13 protein-coding genes are annotated in these 19,560 nt (G+C 40.8%); 5 read left to right on the top strand and 8 right to left on the bottom strand.

From position 1 onward, the window contains the following. Positions 1-18: 18 nt before the first annotated feature. Genes V7K41_RS21550 through V7K41_RS21535 form a run of 4 tightly spaced genes read right to left on the bottom strand, consistent with a single transcriptional unit; the run spans position 19 to position 3,473 of the window. Positions 19-225, bottom strand: coding sequence for a hypothetical protein (locus V7K41_RS21550; RefSeq protein WP_334851470.1), 207 nt, complete (start codon positions 223-225; stop codon positions 19-21). Beyond that, positions 222-761 (bottom strand): hypothetical protein, encoded by a 540-nt coding sequence (locus V7K41_RS21545; protein WP_334851469.1) that lies wholly within the window; start codon positions 759-761, stop codon positions 222-224. The genes V7K41_RS21550 and V7K41_RS21545 overlap by 4 nt, the downstream gene beginning before the upstream one ends. Continuing rightward, positions 758-2,338 carry an LlaJI family restriction endonuclease gene (locus V7K41_RS21540; RefSeq protein ID WP_334851468.1) on the bottom strand — a complete coding sequence of 527 codons (1,581 nt, stop codon included), beginning with the start codon at positions 2,336-2,338 and terminating at the stop codon, positions 758-760. The genes V7K41_RS21545 and V7K41_RS21540 overlap by 4 nt, the downstream gene beginning before the upstream one ends. Before the next feature lie 52 nt (positions 2,339-2,390). Continuing rightward, complete coding sequence (locus V7K41_RS21535) at positions 2,391-3,473, bottom strand: restriction endonuclease (RefSeq protein WP_334851466.1); 1,083 nt, start codon at positions 3,471-3,473, stop codon at positions 2,391-2,393. Between the two features lie 132 nt (positions 3,474-3,605). Here V7K41_RS21535 and V7K41_RS21530 point away from each other — a divergent pair, with 132 nt between their 5' ends. Next, entirely contained in the window at positions 3,606-4,787 is a 1,182-nt protein-coding gene (locus tag V7K41_RS21530) for a class I SAM-dependent methyltransferase (protein WP_334851465.1), read from the top strand. 70 nt (positions 4,788-4,857) lie between these two features. Here the strand turns inward: V7K41_RS21530 and bioB are convergent, their stop codons facing one another. Further along, positions 4,858-5,865, bottom strand: a complete 1,008-nt coding sequence (gene bioB, locus V7K41_RS21525; RefSeq protein WP_334851525.1) for a biotin synthase BioB — start codon at positions 5,863-5,865, stop codon at positions 4,858-4,860. A 384-nt stretch (positions 5,866-6,249) separates the two neighbouring features. On the opposite strand from bioB, the gene rimJ reads away from it, so the two are divergent. The 3 genes from rimJ to V7K41_RS21510 all read left to right on the top strand — a co-directional run bounded on the left by rimJ (position 6,250) and on the right by V7K41_RS21510 (position 9,803). Next, positions 6,250-6,825, top strand: a complete 576-nt coding sequence (gene rimJ, locus V7K41_RS21520; RefSeq protein ID WP_334851463.1) for a ribosomal protein S5-alanine N-acetyltransferase — start codon at positions 6,250-6,252, stop codon at positions 6,823-6,825. A gap of 557 nt (positions 6,826-7,382) precedes the next feature. After that, complete coding sequence (locus tag V7K41_RS21515; RefSeq protein WP_334851461.1) at positions 7,383-7,838, top strand: hypothetical protein; 456 nt, start codon at positions 7,383-7,385, stop codon at positions 7,836-7,838. 486 nt (positions 7,839-8,324) lie between these two features. Next, positions 8,325-9,803 carry a protein adenylyltransferase SelO gene (locus V7K41_RS21510; protein WP_334851459.1) on the top strand — a complete coding sequence of 493 codons (1,479 nt, stop codon included), beginning with the start codon at positions 8,325-8,327 and terminating at the stop codon, positions 9,801-9,803. A 201-nt stretch (positions 9,804-10,004) separates the two neighbouring features. Here V7K41_RS21510 and V7K41_RS21505 read toward each other — a convergent pair whose 3' ends face one another. Then, positions 10,005-11,729: an ABC transporter ATP-binding protein gene (locus tag V7K41_RS21505; RefSeq protein ID WP_334851458.1), complete on the bottom strand. Its 1,725-nt coding sequence runs from the start codon at positions 11,727-11,729 to the stop codon at positions 10,005-10,007. A 242-nt stretch (positions 11,730-11,971) separates the two neighbouring features. Between V7K41_RS21505 and V7K41_RS21500 the strand changes: the two genes are divergently transcribed. Next, on the top strand, positions 11,972-13,939 hold the full coding sequence (locus tag V7K41_RS21500; RefSeq protein WP_334851456.1) for a putative bifunctional diguanylate cyclase/phosphodiesterase: 1,968 nt from the start codon (positions 11,972-11,974) through the stop codon (positions 13,937-13,939). 549 nt (positions 13,940-14,488) lie between these two features. On the opposite strand, the gene V7K41_RS21495 is transcribed toward V7K41_RS21500, so the two are convergent. Both V7K41_RS21495 and smc read right to left on the bottom strand, forming a co-directional pair. Continuing rightward, the gene (locus tag V7K41_RS21495) at positions 14,489-15,484 is read right to left on the bottom strand and encodes a PRC-barrel domain-containing protein (RefSeq protein WP_334851454.1); all 996 of its coding nucleotides are present in this window, start codon (positions 15,482-15,484) and stop codon (positions 14,489-14,491) included. A 199-nt stretch (positions 15,485-15,683) separates the two neighbouring features. After that, the gene (gene smc, locus V7K41_RS21490) at positions 15,684-19,349 is read right to left on the bottom strand and encodes a chromosome segregation protein SMC (protein WP_334851452.1); all 3,666 of its coding nucleotides are present in this window, start codon (positions 19,347-19,349) and stop codon (positions 15,684-15,686) included. Positions 19,350-19,560: the final 211 nt, after the last annotated feature.

Below are 19,560 nucleotides of genomic sequence, written 5' to 3'. Positions count from 1 at the left end.
ATGACTTGCTAACTGTGCTTATACTGATTTGGCATAATCTATAACAGATTGATCTTTCATTGGGTAGGGAAAAATTATAGCGCCGTTGTTAGTGGCAATTTCTACGCAGGTAGAAAAAGAGAGAACGTCAACTATCACAACTACATCACTGATGGGAGCTAGTTGAGTAACTCCTTGTAACCCCCATTCACAGCGTAAATTAAACTCTGATTGGTTGTAAATCATTGTATGGATTTTTGTTTAGCGACATCTAATATTTCCTGAAGTGTAAAATAAATATAGTAAAATACTGGTTTTCCATTAATTTCTATAGTACCGTATTTTCGATGCGGACGGCCTTGCGTATCTTTCTCAGAAAAATCGTTAAGTTTATGTTTATATCCACGATAAGATGGAGGAAGATTTACTAGCTGAATTGGAGTACATTTGTCGTCAAAAGTGATACTCCATTTAATTTTTAATTTTAATTTGCAATTAGAATCTCGTTCTAAGTCATAAAATAAGTTATCATAAAAATAGGCTATTTTCACTTTTTTAAAATCTTTAAAGTCTTCTTCTGTAATAAGTTTTGAATACGATAATTGAGTTCGGATGACACCAGCAGGATAAAGTTTTTCAAAAAACTTATCTACTTGCAGAGATATATAATTTTCTATAACTTTTTTTTGTTCTTCGTTAGCAAAGGACACAAAAGGAACATAAATACTCTCAAAGGCTGAATTTGCTGAACGAGTTCCAATAATATTTAACTTATAATTCATAAATTATCTTCTAAATAAAGGTTTTGTATTAACGAAAAATTTGCTCTAAATATTTTTATACCCTGAAGGTTTAGCCCTGGCTCTAATTCACCTAATGGATTGGATGGTTCTATGTCGTAGTAATAAGGAATAAAAAACTCATTTGCAGAAACCTCACATTTTTGCTGTAAAATGTATTCATAGGTCAGTTGCTTTATTATGTCATCCCTGTATTTTTTAGCCGATTTTTGAGAGAGTTTTTTATTATAAAATCTTAATGGCAAATCTTTATAATCGATTATTTTTATAGATTTACTCTCTTGAAAGTTATTGTTTACTTTTTCAGTTTGGGTTTCTAAAATTAAATCAGGACGTATGAATCGACGTAGGACTTTATTTCTAACTCGTTTCTCAGACTGATTATATCTAGAATGCGAGTAAAGAAATTGTCTATGATTTAAATCAAATTCAATGCAAAGTAGCTCCTCCCATTCAAGTTTATCTTGAATTTTTGCTAGCTTGTTATAATTTGTTAAACTTGTGCAGTAAACCCATTGATTCCAATATACACTTCTGCCATTGGCTTTGCAGTTTCCAACTCGATTTTTTTCTTCTCCTTCCCTTTCTAAGTTCTGATATCCTTTCAAAGATATATCTGTATCTGCATAGCAAATTTCGTCGCGGTGTTCTTTAAAAAAATAGGTGTTGCACATATCTTCCCAAATTAGGGAAAACCCATATACTCCCCAGAATTCACCATTGCCTTGCTCAGGATTTAGCTCGCCGTAGAGGAATGTTTCAATAGCTTCGTAAAGTCCCCAATAGTCAGCATCCTTGTATAAAGTATTTTTATCTATCTTATCTAGCGCTTCTTTAAGAATACTAATAGTCTCTTCAAAGGTATCCTTGGCAAAAATAGATTGGTTGCTAGTTAGATAATCTTCCTTAAAGCGCTGGGCAAGAAAGTGTATATCTTGAGTGCGTGCTTTAATGTTATCTGGCACATCGCTATTTAACTGCTCTATAATCTCATCTAGAATATAGCAATACAGATTTACAAGGTCAGTACTTTCATACCGTACTGTCGAACGTGGCAGATTCATCGCCTCAAGATAGATTACATCGTTATTTAAATTGTCTTTTAGATAAATAGCGCGATCTAGATACTTGTGAATCTGAGAATATTCGATGTCTTCGCTACGTCTAACTTTCTTTTGAATTGAGTGGATTGCAAGTTCATCATAGGCTTCCATAACTCGCTCAATCATTTTAATTTTACTGTAAAGTACACAAATGTCTCCTTCCTCTGTTTGCATATTGACTCCACCAGATGAAAGAGTCGTCTGATCCTGCTCCTGTTGAAAATCAGGTTTATTGATGTTGAATCTTTTGTTGTCTAAATTATCGTGCTCAAATTTGCGAAAGGTGCGATACATTTTGAAAAATAAATTTCGTACTGCGTCGAAGTCACCCTCTGGGAAATTATCAAAGCCATTTGGCAGACAAAACTCAAAATTATCTTCCAATTTAGACTTACGAATACCAATGAAAAAATCGTTGGTATTTTTGACTATATTAAGGCTGGAAAAGTCAAACATGGCTCGTTCAACATAGAGGCTACTTTTTCAAATTTAAATTTTACTAATACAGTCAATCAGTAAGGTTCATTATATTTTTGATAAAAGTATTATGTAGTTTAGTAAAATCTCCAAAAGTCACTAGATTATCTTTTGTTACCTTCAGCAGTTCCACCAGTGGCTTTTTATCACGATTAAAAACACTGTCCCACAAAAAAAACATTAGTTTGTTCTGTATTTGTTCAGCAGTTACAGGCTGTTTGATAAAATAATAACCGATTTGCTTATCTTCAATTCCTCGAATTGAGGCATGATGGCTTTTGATAAAGTTGTTAAGGTTTTTAATAAGCTTTTTCCATTCATTTTCGTCTAATATTCCTCCTTTTCCATAGGTTGCTGTATTAGGTTTACTCTCATCCCAATTCACAAATTCCCAATCCCAGCGACGTTTAAATGCACTGTCCATGAAGTAAATGGAATTATCAGAAGTGTTCATGGTAGCAAGGATAGAAAAATTAGGAGGAATTTTAATAATTCTATTTACCAAATCAAATCTTAAAAATTCAATTTTCTTTTGTAATGTTTCTAGCTTTGTAACTCCTTCATAAGGTTGTAATTTGTACTCGTTTATGTTTCCTCTGTCATCATAACTGAATTTAGTTCCTATCAACTCTAATAGCTTTAAAAATTCAATAATAGTTAGATTAATTCCGTAACTAGACCAACCATCTTCATCCCTATCTAAAAGCTGAAAAACAGTACCAAATATAGCTGAGGAGTTACCTCTATTTATTTCATCAATCACAAGAGCAACATTTTTCGGTTGGTTTAGTTGTTTAGCTTCTTTATCGTAGGCTTCCTTAATATTCTTATAAGCTTGAGATAGTGCTTTTAAAAAATGTCCTTCATAGTAGTTGTACTCTACTTTCCCCGATCTCATCGTAATCGGTATTAATTTACCCATAAAGTCCCCATAGGTATATTCTGGGTGAAAAACTGTTTTGATAATATTTTCAGGATTAGTACATTCATCTATACTTAAGTAATTAGGGATAATTTCGGAAACAATTCTGTGGCTTTTACCAGTTCCCGGACTCCCGAAGAGAATTTTATGAATGGGTTTGTTCATCAGTGGTGACATTTGATAAGCAACCATTTTTTAACGTCAAATGTAAAATTTATACAACCAACCAGTTTAACCCAACTTAGTGAAAACGGCGGGTAAAACTTCTTAGCTTCGAGCAACAAATATTCGATAAACTCATAATTGCCCCAAGATTTAGTTATCATGTCAGATTCCCAAACTGTCAGTGCTGCTGTTGCCAAACTTTACAATACTTACCCCTTTCCGCCGGAAGCCCTGTTGGATGAACCACCTCCAGGCTACAACTGGCGCTGGAATTGGCTAGCCGCTCATAACTTCTGCACAGGGCAAAAACCCCAAAGGCAAGATATTCGGATTTTAGATGCAGGTTGCGGTACTGGTGTGGGTACAGAGTACTTGGTTCACCTCAATCCTCAAGCTTCTGTTGTCGGAATTGACCTCAGTACTGGTGCTTTAGCTGTAGCAAAAGAACGTTGTCAGCGTTCAGGGGCTAACCGTGTTGAATTTCATCACCTCAGTTTGTTTGATGTGGAACAGTTACCGGGTGAGTTTGATTTAATTAACTGTGTTGGCGTTTTGCATCATACCCCTGATCCCATTCGCGGTATACAAGCTTTGGCGAAAAAGTTAGCCCCAGGCGGCTTGATGCACATTTTTGTGTACGGGGAGTTGGGACGCTGGGAAATTCAACTCATGCAAAAAGCGATCGCACTTATTCAAGGTGATAAAAAAGGCGACTACCGCGATGGTGTCCAAGTCGGGCGACAAATATTCGCTTCCCTACCAGAAAATAACCGAATTGTCAAATCCGATAAACAACGTTGGTCGCTAGAAAACAACAAGGATGAATATTTCGCTGATATGTACGTTCATCCTCAAGAAATTGACTACAACATTGAGACGCTATTTGAATTAATTGATGCTTCGGGATTGGAATTTATTGGTTTCTCGAATCCGAGTTTCTGGGATTTGGAGAGACTTTTGGGTAAAGCACCAGAGTTAGTAGAACGGGCAAAAGAATTGAGCGATCGCCAGCTTTATCGCCTGATAGAATTATTAGACCCAGAAGTAACTCATTACGAGTTTTTCCTCGGTCGTCCTCCCCTAATCAAAGCCGACTGGTCAGAGGATAATGCTCTACTAGCGGCGATTCCCGAACTGAATCCTTGCATTGAGGGATTTCCTAGTCAATGTTTCTTTAATTACGATTACCAGATTGTGAATTTAACAGTAGCAGAGTTTGAATTTATGCAAAAGTGTGATGCGAATTCCACAGTTGCAGAGATTTTGGCAAACGTAGAACTGGGATTGAATAGGGTAAGAACACTCTTCCAACAGCAGTTGATTTTATTGACACCTGCTTAGGGAATTCAAGTAAAAAATATCTAATTATTTATTGTGGGATGAGCCTTTCAGCTATCCCACAATCAAATATTTATCCGACAACAGCCGAACTTGCTACCTTCTCCTGTCTTTGAGAAGGCGGACGCATTCCCAAACCAAGTAAATTCAGCATTTCTCGGTCAGTATCATAATCTGGACAAGGAGTTGTCACCGTCAACATCTTGTTGTCGTCGCTAGAAAAGATAGAATTAGCTCCTGCCATAAAGCAGAAAGCTTGTTCAACTTGGGTAAGTCTAGCCCTACCAGCACTAAGACGCACATCGGAAGTTGGCATTAAAATCCTGGCTGTGGCAATCATCCGCACAATATCCCAAATGGGGACATCAGGCTGATTTTCTAAGGGTGTTCCCGGTACTTGTGAAAGAATATTAATTGGCACAGACTCTGGATGCGGATGTAAGTTTGCCAGAGTTTGTAACATCCCAACCCGGTCATCAACAGTTTCGCCCAAGCCCAGGATACCGCCGGAACATACAGTGACATTTGTTTGACGGACATTCTCAATTGTGTTCAAGCGATCGCTATATGTTCTCGTGGTAATAATTGTGCTGTAATATTCCTGCGAGGTATCTAAGTTATGGTTGTAGGCATAAAGTCCCGCTTCTGACAATTTCTTGGCCTGATTTGCTGTCAACATACCCAGAGTGCAGCACACTTCTAAACCCATTGCAGTCACATCCTTGACCATTTCTAGGACTTCCTCAAATTGTGAGTTATCCCGCACTTCACGCCAAGCAGCACCCATACAAATGCGACTAACACCAGTTTCTTTAGCTTTTTGGGCGATGTTAACTACCGTTTCTTTTTCTAGAAGTGCTTGCGCTTTTACCTCTGTTTTATAACGGGAAGATTGGGCGCAGTAGCTACAATCCTCTGGACAACCTCCCGTTTTAATCGATATAAGCTTGCAAACTTGTATTTTTGTTGGGTCATGATATTGGCGATGCACGCTAGCAGCTTGATAAATAAGCTCTAGTAAAGGCGTGTTGTATATCGCCCTAATCTCTAATTCCTGCCAATCGTAGCGTATTCCCACCACATCACTATCCTTCTTGTAGACTGGGTTAATCAAGAGCTATCTTTTACTTGAATCTGCTGCGGTACAGCGTTTGGGCAAAGCGATTTTATCGAAGTTATGCCGCGCACTGTGCTTTATCACCCATTAACTCTCAATCCTTCCGCTCTAGATATTAGACATCAGCTTATCAAGATTTTGGTTGAATGGCAGATTAAAAGCAAAAATACTCATGGATTGGGGATTATTGACCCTTGACTCTTAACAAACTTTATGAAAAAGCTATGACACTTGCGTAAGTCGTAATGATGAGACAGTTAATTTAACTGCTGCTAAACCGCAGGTTATGAGAGAATTTATAAAATTTAGAGAATGTTCTGGGAAGAGATCCCCTTGATTAAGTAATTTATGATATCAGAACTGCCAATAATTGCAAGCGATCGCCTATTATTACGAGCAGCGATCCATGAAGATATACCCCAAATTATCAAATACTTTATTGATAACAAAACTTATCTCACTCCATTTTACCCTCTTTGGGCTGATGGTTTTTTCACTGAAGAATATTGGCAATATCAGATAGAGAATAGTTTTCTAGAATTTATCAATGGGCAATCGTTAAAACTATTTATTTTTACCAAAAAAAATCCTGCCGTAGTTATTGGAACGGTTAATTTTAGTAATTTTGTCCGAGGAGCCGCTCATTTTTGCTATGTGGGATATAGCCTTGCTGAAAATAAACAAGGTAAAGGATATATGACAGAGGGGTTAAAATCTGCAATTCAATATCTATTTCAAGAGTTAAATTTTCACCGAGTCATGGCTAATTATATGCCTCACAATCGGCGCAGTGGTAATGTACTCAAAAGGCTCGGTTTTGTCGTTGAAGGATATGCTAGAGACTATTTGTTAATTAATGGGCAATGGGAAGATCATATTTTGACAAGTCTTACAAATCCTCATTGGAAAGCACCTGATTTTTAAAAATTACTGAGAGTTTTTATCAAGGTTTTTATTTTATTTAGCGACTACACCTGTTGAGAATTTAACTGATTTATACTTACTGAGCATGAACCTTATTTAAGCAATCTATATAATTAAGTTAGAGGTTGTTTGAAAAGTGGTCTGTTGTAATTTTAATCAAATTATTACCCACCTTAATCCTCCCTTATAAAGGGGGAAATAATAAAATCCGGTTCCCTCACCTTTATAAGGGGAGGGTTAGGGTGGGGTAAAAAATATTTGATACATCAATCATGACTTTTCAAACAACCTCTTAGGCTTAAACTTCATTCAAATACTTATTTAGAGCTTTTTAAAATGCTCATATTACAGATATTTTTAATAGTATAATATCTATCTGAGAATGAATTTAATATATGAGTTGTAAATATCTACAGATTCATAGTAAATTCATAATAACTACACAACAACTCCACAAGCAAATGCAATAGTAATATTTGTTCGCTACCAGGCTTAGTTATTAAAGTTGGCTTTAGCCGATGTGTCCAATTTATTAAATAGTTGAGGAGTTTTTTAAAATGCTCATTAATTCTAGAAAGCGCTTATCTGTCTTTTCTACTATCTTCGCTTTTGCTACCATTTTAAACGGAGTTGTCTTGGCAGCACCAGACCCAAATCCCGCCACTACACCAGTTTTAAAAACTCAGACTAGTGCTGCATCACACCAGCCAATCAAATTCACAAATCAACAGCGCCTACAAATCCAAATGGCTCGCCAGCAAAGAGATAAAGATATTGAGGCTTTATTAAACCCGTCCCAAGATACTAAATTTAAGGCGGCATTGCAATCCCGTCAGAGAATCAGAATAGTTCTAAAATCTTTGGATCTGAATCAAGATCAACAGAAACAGGTTCAATCAATTTTGCAAACTTATAACCTGCAAGTGAAAAAAATTCTAGCTTCACAGGTATCGCAAACAACATCAAAACCAGTAGGAATTGTTTCACCAACATCACAACCAATTAAAAAATAAAAAATCAGTTTTATTTAATTAAGTTTAAGTTTTGCAAGACTGGCGGATTTTATCCAAACTTCGGTTAAGCCAGTCTTATTTTTTTTAATGTCCAAAACTTTATTTATTTTAAAAGAGGGCAGGAAGAAAGAATTATAAATGAAAACTTTAGTTTTGGGTCATTAGTCAATTTAAAAAGAAGAATTGCATCGGTCGGAAAGTGTCATAAAATACAAATGAGTCAGTGCGCTCTTCTCCGTTCTCTACGAGATGCTTTGCGTTCGCATAGCCTCTCCTTTTGGGAGAAGAGGAGACGCCCACTGTAGGATGCTTCGTTCTTGCTTCAATTCCACGTTTTTCAAGGTGGGTTACTTCTGCCTCCTGAGGCGCTCCCGATTTTGATAGCAGCGTTGCCATATTTTAGATATGGATCGCTTTTTGCATCTATGCTGATGATGCTGAAGCCAGAGGTAGTATTAAAGGAAGAATGAATTAGCTTTGCTCGTAATGACTCTGGCTGAAACTCCAAACGACAAGAATTCTAGCAATCCTTTTCTCACCCTCAACTACGAAACTGCCTTAGAATCTTTAGGTGGCGACTACTACGATGAGGTTGCAGCAGCTGAATTTCCCCAACACCTCCTGCGTTGGCGTAACGATGAACTATTGCCCCGTTTCGGTCTAGACCCCCAAGTAGTCAAAGACGAAGATTTCATCGCAGCCTTTGGTCAATTTCAGGGACGCAAACCCTTGTTGGCTCTGCGCTACCACGGCTATCAATTTGGTGAATATAACGGACAGTTGGGTGATGGTAGAGGCTTTCTCTACGGGCAAGTACGCGCCAATGATGGCGAATTATACGATTTTGGCACTAAAGGTTCTGGGAGAACGCCCTACTCCCGTGGTGGCGATGGTATGCTCACGCTCAAAGGTGGAGTACGGGAAGTTCTGGCTGCGGAAGCGCTGCACTACTTGGGTGTACGTACTTCGCGCTGTCTGAGCATGATTGAAACAGGTTTACCACTCTGGCGGGGCGATGAACCTTCGCCTACCCGTTCATCTGTGATGATTAGAATGAGCAGTTCTCATATTCGGTTTGGTACTTTTGAGCGACTGCATTATTTCCAACGTCCAGATTTAACTAAGAAGTTATTAGACCACGTAATTGAGCAGTATTATCAACACTTAAGTAGCGAACAAGATAAATATGTCCTGTTTTACGCCGAATTAGTAAAACGAGTTGCAGAACTAGTAGCGCAGTGGATGGCTGCTGGCTTTTGTCATGCAGTTCTCAATACTGACAATATGTCGATTACTGGAGAGAGTTTTGACTATGGGCCTTACGCATTTATTCCGAGTTACAACCCATCCTTTATAGCTGCATATTTTGACTATTATGGACGCTACTGTTACGGTAATCAACCAAGTATTTGCCATTTGAATTTACAAATGCTCCAAGAACCTTTAAAGGCAATTATTGATAAAGGTGAAATGGAAGCTAGATTAGCAATGTTTGATGAGTATTATCAAGCTGAATACAGTTCTTTGATGTTGAAAAAGTTAGGTTTTTCGGAGTTGCCACATCCACAAGCTGCGGAACTGTTGAATCTAACAGTTGAATTTTTGAAAGAGAGCCAAGTTGGTTATCACCAATTCTTTTATGAGATGGCTCGTACTTTTTCATCCAAATGGCGAGATGAACCAGGTTTTGTCATGAATAATTCAGATATTGTGCCAGTACCGGGTGCATCTGGAATGTTTGATGATTGGTGCATACTCTACCATAAAATTTTGAACGATTTTGATAGCGATGTCTACGACGGGCTACGCCTACGCACCGATATAATCGCTCAAACTCTAGCTGTTAATAATCCCAAAACGGTATTATTAAGACCTGTGATTGAATCTGTTTGGGAAGCAATTGCTCAGGAAGATAATTGGCAACCTTTTTATGAGTTGATCGAGGCAATTCAGTCTAGGAGATAGTTAATAAGGGGCATTGGGCATTGGGCAAAACAGTTCCGTTAGCGTCAGCGGGGCGTTTAGCCCGTTTCGAGTTCCGAGTGCTGAGTAAAGAAGTGAGATTCCCCACTCAGCACTCAGCACTCAGCACTCCTGAAGGGCATTGGGCAATAATCAATAGTTCTTTTCCCCCTGCTTCCCTTGCTCCCCTTGCCTACTCTGCCTTTAACTAAACTGTTGGGCATAAAACCGCGCATAGCGACGCTCTAGAGCTAATAATTCTTCATGGGTTCCTGATTCGACAATTTGTCCTTGTTCAAAAACTAAAATGCGATCGCATCTCCTAACTGTCGATAAACGATGGGCAATAATAAACACCGTCCGTTTTTCCATCAGTCTTTCCAGCGCTTCCTGTACCAGTGCTTCTGACTCGGAATCTAATGCTGATGTCGCTTCATCGAGAATCAAGATTTGGGGATTGAGCAAAACAGCACGAGCGATCGCAATTCTTTGTCTTTGTCCACCAGATAAGTTTACCCCGCGTTCGCCTACCCAAGTCTTATAACCTTCTGGCAGTTGGCTAATAAACTGATGGGCGTTAGCAATTTTTGCCGCCTCTTTAACTGCTTTTATGTCAAAAACATTTTGTCCAAAAGCGATATTTTGGGCAATTGTCCCCGAAAACATGATGGTTTCTTGAGGAACAATCCCAATTTGTCGCCGCAGACTATGCAACTTCACATCTCGAATATCAACCCCGTCAATCAAGATTTGACCAACTTCGGGATCGTAAAAACGGGGTAAAAGATTCACAAATGTAGTTTTACCAGCACCAGAAGCACCCACAAGAGCGATCGCTTCACCTGGCGATACCAATAAACTGATATCTTTTAATACAAGTTCACCTGGTTTATAGGCGAAGGAAATATGACGGTATTCTACTTTGCCTTTGACTGGAGGTAGAGCGATCGCATTGATCTTTTCGATTGTCGTCGGCTGAATTGCCATCAATTCAAAAACGCGGTCAACAGATGCTTCACCCTGTTTAAATTCGTTGTAATTATTAGTAGTGTGACCAATGGGATCGATTAATAGCGCCGCCGCCGCCAGATAACTGAAAAAATTCGCTACTGTCAAGTGACCTTGGGAAATTTGCCACGCTCCCACAATCAGTAACAATAAGGCACTTAAGGCTTCTAAAAATCCGATAATCGGAATCTGAATCGCTTTCAGGCGTTCGGCTGAGTATTTTGCTTTGAGACTGCGTTCTGCTTCATGGCCAAAGCGAGCAATTTCGTAATTTTCGGCAGCAAAAGCCTGTACTAAACGAATACCGTTGAAAACTTCCGCGAGGATGGCTGATAAACCCGACACGCGATTTTGACTTTTTAAGGAATACTTGCCCAAGCGTTCACCAAACCAGCCAACTAAAATACCCATTAGCGGTGCAACTATCACTGTTGCTAGTGTCAGTTGCCAATTCAAGTAAATCATGTAAATCGGAATTGCTAGCAACTGCAAAAGACAGGGTATAAAGTCGTGAAATACTTTATTTACGACTTCGCCAACGCGGTCAACATCTTCTGTGAGGCGGTAAGATAAATCACCTGCTTTTGCTGTTTCAAAATAGCTGAGATTTAGCTTTTGCAGATGTGCGTAGACTTGCTGACGGAGATGAAAAGCAACTCTCAAAGCAGCTTTTGCCATATACATATCTTGTATAGACTGAAACAAGCCTCTAACAAGAAAGACTAAGGCACAGCTACCAGTTATTTGAGCGATCGCGACTACATTACCTTGGGCAAAGGGAGTTGCCAATTTACCGGCAAGATTAATTAACACTAATGTCGCTAGTACGTATCCCGATATACCAATAAGTCCCTTGGTGATGGTTTGCCACTGGAGTCGGATATAAGGCAGTAGTTGCCAGTAATTAGAACGGGTTTTCAAGCTCGAAGATCCACAACAATATTGTTTGACGCTAGCAGTTTTTGGCAAGTTTCTGAATAGTTCACTAATTAGTTACAAACTGTTGTAGCGTTTAGGCCATAATAATTTTTACACAGAGAATAAGTATTAGTACTAAAAGTATATCCTGCTATAGATGCCAGTTTTTTAGTATTTATTAATACTAATATTTAGATTTGAGCATTACTTCCACCCACGCTTCATAGTTTTGCAGTTCTAGCAACATGGATGTAAATAACTTTAGCCAACAGATAGAGGAATTGCGATCGCGAGTAAGGGGAATATGGCAGCGCACTGCAACTCAACCGAACTCACACCAGGAGCTAATAATAGCAGCTTTCGATGAACTCCAAATAGCAGTAGAAGAACTATTCGCTGCCTCTGAGGAGCTAGAGGTAACAAGAGCAGCAGCAGAGAAAGAGTGCCGACGTTACCAAGAATTATTCGATTTTGCGCCAGATGCTTACTTGGTAACTGATGCCACAGGGAAGATCCTAGAGGCTAACCATGCAGCAGCAACCATGTTTTCTGTGCACCAAAAATATCTCATAGGTAAACCATTAATTGTATTTATTGCTCAACAAGACCGCCGATTCTTTAGCTCCCAGATAAATAATTTGCAGCAGTCAAGCAAGTGGGTAATTGACCTAAAGCCAAGGTCAAGTAAGCCCTTTCCTGCTAGTATCATCGCATCTCCAGTCTATGACTCACAAGAAAAGTTGGTAGGCTGGCGTTGGTTGCTGCGTAATATCAGCGAAGCTAAACAAGCTGAAGAACGAGTGGCAAAACACACAGAGGAACTGGCAAAAAAAAATCAGCAATTGCAGAGTGAAATTAGAGAGCGTAAACGAGCCGAGTCACAACTGCTGCACCTTGCGCTTCACGATGTACTAACGGGCCTCCCAAACCGCGCTTTATTTATGAACCGTTTAAAAGATGCAGTCAATTATTCTAAACGGCATTCAGATTATCTATTTGCTGTCTTGTTTCTAGACCTAGATCGCTTCAAGTTGATCAACGACAGCCTGGGACACGCATTTGGAGATCAATTATTGCTTACCGTAGCTCAAAGGCTTCAAGAATGCTTGCGCTCTATAGATATAGCTGCGCGGCTGGGAGGAGACGAGTTTATCATCTTGCTGGTGGGAATTAAAGATGTAATAGAAGTGGTAGCGGTTGTTGAACGAATACAAAATAAACTGGCACTTCCAGTGATTTTAGGCGGGCAAGAAGTTTTTACTACAGCGAGTATTGGCATTGCTTTAAGCATAACAGGTTACAAAGAACCAGAAGATTTATTGCGTGACGCCGATATTGCGATGTACCGAGCTAAGACACAAGGCAGGGCGTGCTATGAGATTTTCAACACTGATATGCATATTCAAGCAATTGCACACTTGGAGTTGGTTAACGAGCTACGCCGAGCTATTGAGCTTCAAGAGTTTCGGGTTTATTATCAACCGATAGTGTCACTCAGTCACGGCAGGATAACTGGTTTTGAAGCCCTTGTGCGTTGGCTACATCCAAAACACGGCATTGTTTTGCCAGAGTATTTCATGTCAATTGCCCAAGAAACCGGGCTAATAATCCTTATTGAGCAGTGGGTCTTATATGAGGCATGTGGTCAGATACAGCAGTGGCAAAAGCAATTCTCCTCTAGCTGTGAGGATCTGCCTGAGTCTCCCTTGACCATTAGTATCAATCTTTGTAGTACTAGGTTCAGTGAAGAAAACTTGCTGCCGCACATCAATAAAGTTCTACAAGACACTGGACTCACCGCACCGAGTTTGACGCTGGAGATTACAGAAAGCGTAATTATGGAAAACAACGATAAAGCCATCATCAGGCTAAAGCAACTGAGAAATTTAGGAATTAAGTTGGCAATTGACGATTTCGGTACGGGCTATTCCTCATTAGGTCGTCTCCACCACTTTCCAATTAATCAGTTGAAGATAGACCGCTCCTTTGTTAGTGGGGACATTATTGATGATGGAAATTTAGATATTGTTCAGACAATTATTACATTGGCACACAAATTAGGTGTGGATGTGACTGCCGAAGGGGTGGAGACAGAAGAGCAACTAGCAATGTTGAAAAATTTGAACTGTGAATATGGGCAGGGATATTTTTTCTCCCATCCATTAGATAGCTCTCAGGCGGCGGCATTAATTATGGCAAATCCTCAATGGTAATGCGCCAACAGCGAAATCCGTCTTTTTTTGGCAGATGCATTAAGAAAACGCTTCAAAGCAACAACAAAGCTAAAGCATTAGACAAATTGTTGAAAAATTAATCTTCATTATGGAAGCTTCGTTTGAAGATGAATAAGTAAGTCGGCGAGAAAAATTCAATAAGACTTCTTGCATGAATCAATGAGCTTTCACGCCCTCATCCCCTAACCCCTTCTCCCTTGGGAGAAGGGGAATTGAATGTCTAGCTCCCCTCTCTCTTGGGAGAGGGGCTGGGGGTGAGGGCAAAATGTTTTCACCAAGCGGGTTTAGCGTTAAGTTGACACCAATGAGCAATGCTGTGCCCTTACGACAGATGTGGTTCAAATACATGAAAACTGCTGTAAATCGACTTACTTACTAGAATCGAATTGAATATTTATCCCTGAGCCAACAGTGCATTCTCCACTCCCTCACTTATCCTAAAAAAATTAGCCCCCTCCTTGCTTGCAAGGAAAAGGCTGAATTTATCTGAGAAATAATTTGTAATTTAAGCCGAAAATTACGAATTACTTAATATCCGCCTTCTTCTTCGTATTCTGGCTGTCTTTCCTTGACTTTCTTAGGAATATTCACAGGCTTCGACGCATCTTCCCAAGCATCGCCCTCTACGTCGTCATAATCATCGTATTCGTCAACATAAGGTTTGCTATAGGGCTGGGCTTCATATTTTAGCGGCTGCGGTTGTTGATACCTGTCGTTGCCCGTTGCTTCGCTCCAGTTATCTTCTTCCTCATCTTCTTCGTATTGAATAGATTCATACTGCCGCGCCTTCATTACCTGACGCTGTGGCCTTTCCTCTTCTACATAGTCTTCATTCCATTCTTCTTCTTGCGCTACGGGTTCGGGGGCGCGAACTTTTTGCCTGGGTGGCTGCAATGGCACTCCACTAGGCAGTTGATTACCTGGTGCAACTTGGCGCGGTGGAGTATAGCCGTATTCTTCTTCTATATCTCGCTCCCAAGGAGCTTTGCCGATACCCAGGCGCTCTAATAAACCGACTGTCAATTGATTTACTCGTTCTTCGGCTCCCTCAAACACAATCAACCGATTGGGGCCAGTGCTGACAATTTCATCTACTGAGAACTCGTAAGTACTCACAAATTGATCGGGAATTTGGGGCAATCCTAAAGAAGCAATGACTATAGATTCAAGCTTCCCGCTTTCGCCGTTGAACTTGAAGCCCCGAACTTTGCCTAAGACTTCACCTGTTTCTGTAATTACTTCCCAGTTAATTAGATTACTGAGAGATTCAACTTCGATATCTTCAATGACATCTTCATTATCAACCAGGATGACATCACCAATCTGGCTGATGTTGTTGAGGTACATATAGCGCGGTATGCCCGAAATGGAGATCAGGCTGTCTCGCAAACCAAGAGCCACAACCTCTCGTTGATCGATATCAACCCAGACTTGACTGATGATGCCTAACCGCTTGCCGTTGTCGCGGGTAATCACCTGGGTATTTAATATGTCGGAACGCCTAATTATCTGTTCGGAGGTCATTCTATACCGAGTCCTGATCTCGAATCCGGTTTAACGCGACGTGCAACTTATTCTTGTAACCCCACTTCCATTCTTCTATCCCAGTGAACGAGAGGCTTTGATTTTTGCTCTCTTTCCCTGGTAGGAAGGGGTTCGGGGTTAAATTTGAGAGAAAGTCACACATTACGTGGTTTATCTATACACTATTATTAACAAAAACTCAAGCAGATGTATTGGATGATTGTAACTTAATCCCCAAAACTTGAGTGTAAGCTCCTCGTGCTTGAGTAACGCCAATTGTGCGTTCGGCTGATTCTATCATCGGACGACGCAAACTCACAACTATAAATTGCGCTTGTTGTGACTGTTGTTTAATCATTCTAGCTAATCGTTCTACGTTTGCTCCATCTAGGAACATATCTACTTCGTCAAAGGCGTAAAATGGCGATGGACGGTAACGTTGCAGGGCAAAGATAAAGCTCAAGGCTGTGAGTGATTTTTCTCCCCCAGACATGGAAGCTAGGCGCTGTACGGGTTTTCCCTTGGGATGTGCGACTAAATTCAATCCGCTACTAAAGGGATCTTCGGGATTTTCGAGTTGTAAGTAGCCATCGCCGTCGGAAAGAATGGCAAAAATTGATTGAAAGTTTTCGTTGACAGCATCGAAAGCTTCTTTAAAGGCAAGTTGCCGCAATGTGGTAAAGTTTTCAATCCGTAAAAGTAGTTCGGTGCGTTCCCCTTCTAGTGTCTCTAATTTTTGCGTGAGTTCTTGGAGACGGTTTTGAGTGCGTTCGTATTCTTCCAACGCCAGCATATTTACAGGTTCCATTGCTTGTAAGCGTTTGGTAAGCGATCGCAATTCTTTCTGCAATTCCTCTAAATCTACCTTATCTGGAACTTCCGGCAAGGGATTTGGTAATTCTGCTCCCACATCTCGTAATTGAGTTTGCAGTGCAATTAGTTCCTCCCGGCGCTTCTCTTGGGTTTCTTGGAGTTTTTGGATTTCCCATTCCAATTGTTGTTGACGCAAAAGATGCGATCGCACTTCCAGTTCTGTCGCGTCGCGTTTTTGTTTCTCTTCTCCCAAATTTTGCTCCATAAGGCTGAGGTTGGCGCGGATTTGGGTGATTTGCTCGTCTATCGCTGTGATTTGTGTAAAGACGCGATGAATCGCGTCTCTACAAGAGATTTGTTGGGTTTCATATTCTGTGATTCGCGTTTCACCTTCTTGGATTTTTTCTTGCAAACGTTGTTGCTGATTTTCTAAATTTTTTAATCTTTGTTCAGTTTCTCTTAATGCCGTCTCTCGTTGTTGCAATTGTTGCTCTTGAATTTTAATGTTTGCCTGGATTTCTTGCCATTCACTGGGGGTTTGGGATGCTTCTAACTCCGCTAATGCGTGTCGCAATTGTTGCAATTCATTTTCTTGTCCAGGTAATTCCCGGTCTAAAATTTCCAGACGGAATTGAGCAGTGGCTAACTTTTCACTGTTTTGGGCAAGTTGCAATCGCGTCCCCTCTAATTGCGCTGTTAAACTCTTAATGTCTTTCTGCAACTGCTCCAATTGCAACTGCTGTTCTCGCCGTGTTTGACGCGCTTCGGTGAGTTCTTGGGTGAGTTTTTTGGTTTTGGTTGACAAAGTAGCGATCGCCTCGGTACAACGCTCTAAAACTCGCTCAATGTCCACTAAGCGAGTTTTTAAAGCGATCGCTTCATCAGATTCCGCTGCTTCACCCGTACCAAACCGCAACGCCGAACGCTGGGTATTGCTACCACCAGTCATTGCACCGCTAGTTTCCAGAAGTTCCCCGTCTAAGGTGACGATGCGATACAGTCCTAAATTTTTCCGCGCCGCCTCAAGGCTGGCAAAAACTACCGTGTTACCGAAAACATAGCTGAATACATCTTTGTAACGGCGATCGCAATCAACTAAGTTAACAGCATAGTTAACGAAGCCGCTAGCAAAACGCAGCGTTGCATCTTGGGTAAATTTGGGAGCGTGAATTTTATTCAGCGGTAAAAAAGTCGCCCTCCCTGCACGTTTCTGTTTGAGCAGTTCAATACCCGCTGCGGCGATGCTGTCATCTTCTACCACAATATGTCCCAAGCGTCCACCAGCAGCCATTTCCAAGGCTAGCTGATGGCGGGGTTCCACCAGTCCCAACTGCACAACTAAGCCGCAAACACCAGGCATTCCTGATTGTAAGATAACTTTACTAGCTTGGGTTCCTTGGACTTCTTGCTGTGCTTGCGCTTGCGCCTCTATTTTATCCAACTGGCGTTGTTTTTCTCGTTGTTCAGAAAGTAACCGTTTTTGGGTTTCCTGTTGGATTTGCAGTTCTTGTTCTGTGGCTGAGAGATTTTGGCCTAAATTTTGGATGGGTTCGCTAGAGGTGTTAAATTCCGTTTCAACTTCACTACACTGAGTTTGTTTTTCTGCTAATAGCGGTTCGTCGCGTTCAATTAACTGGGTTTGCTCTTGGATAAGCTGCTGTAACTGATTATTGCGTTCCCTGAGTTGTGCTTGTTCGGTGCGTTGCGGTTCTAGAGTGTGCAGTAAAGCTTCAATTTTACGGTTGAATGCCGTTTGTTGCTGCACCCACGCTTCTGAAGCTGAGGCGATTTCTACTGCTGCTTGGCGGGAGGTTTCTAAGGCTTGATGCACTTCGTTTCTTTGTTGTTGTGAAGACGCGATGAATCGCGTCTCTACAATTTGTGTTTTGGCAATTTCTTCTAGGGAATAACGGTGTTTTTGAATCTCTTCCTGAGTTTGAGTCAGACGTTTAGCAGTTTCTTGGGAAGCTGTTTCTAATTCCGTTAGCTGACGCTGGAGTTGCTTACGTTCTGCTTCTTGGGTGGCAAGGGTAGATTGTACCGCCAAAAGTTCCTCTTCTCCCAATGCTTTCACGTGGGCATTGAGTTGTTCGAGTTCAGCAGTTTTTTGGACGATTTCAGAATTTAGGTTTGTGAGTTGGGTAGTGAGTTCACTAAAATTGCGATCGCCTGTTTGAATTTCGTGAACTAACTTTTCTTGTTGTGCTTGTAGCGATCGCCATGATAAAACAGCTTCCCAGGATTGTTTAGCGAGAAATTCTGTGCGGAGTTTTTGATATTTCTCAGCTTTCGCCCGATCTTGGGAAAGGCGATCGCGCTGTGCAGTTAATTCCGTTTCAATAATCCGACAGCTATCTTCCTTTTCCTTTACCTCATCTAAAGTCGATTTGGCTTGGATAATTTTGCGATCGAACGCCGCCACCCCAGCCAATTCATCAATAATTTCCCGCCGTTCTCGCCCATTCATCGAGATAATGCTGGTGACATCCCCTTGCAGCACCACATTGTAGCCTTCAGGATAAACTCGTAGATTACTTAGTTCCCCATGCAACTCTGTTAACGTGCAAGGTACACCATTGATATAGTAATTCGATGTGTAAGTCCCTTGGTGAGTGACTCGTAACCTTCTAGTAACACTCCACTCTGCCGATTTTGGATTTTGGACTTCGGCTTCGCTCAGTCGAACGATTTTGGATTTTGGATTTTCTTCCCCTGCTTCCCCTGCTTCCCCTGCTTCCCCTGCTTCCTCCCTTTGTATCTTTGCGTCTTTATGTAAGATTTGATCCGACAAATCAAATGTCACCGTGACGCTAGCCTCAATCGAAGCACGTCCTTTAGCCGTTTGAGTGTTATTTACCAAATCCGGTAAGCGTTCGGCTCGCATTCCCTTAGAACTGGAGAGTCCCAGGCAAAAGAGCAGTGCATCTAAGATATTAGACTTACCCGAACCATTTGGCCCAGATATGACAGTACACCCCGGTAGCAAAGGGACAGAGGTAGTGCCACCGAAGGATTTGAAGTTCGTAAGTTCCACGCGCTTGATGTGCACCATAGGCGCTGGTTCCCTGGGCTAATGAAGAACAAGTGTATCAACTAATTAAAAATTCGCAAGAGGGTAGGAGGGAGGATAGGGGATTATTGTAGACGCATTGCGATGATGCAAGCTTCACCCAAAAGGCTTACCGCAGGCGATCGCTCAGTGTACGGCAAAAATTTTGATGTCGCAAACTCACCATCAAAATTTTCCCAGAGCAGATAATATC

Source organism: Nostoc sp. (assembly GCF_036917415.1).
Lineage (GTDB): Bacteria > Cyanobacteriota > Cyanobacteriia > Cyanobacteriales > Nostocaceae > Nostoc.
The sequence above is the reverse complement of the archived record's forward strand: the minus strand, read 5'-3'. Positions and strand labels throughout refer to the sequence as shown.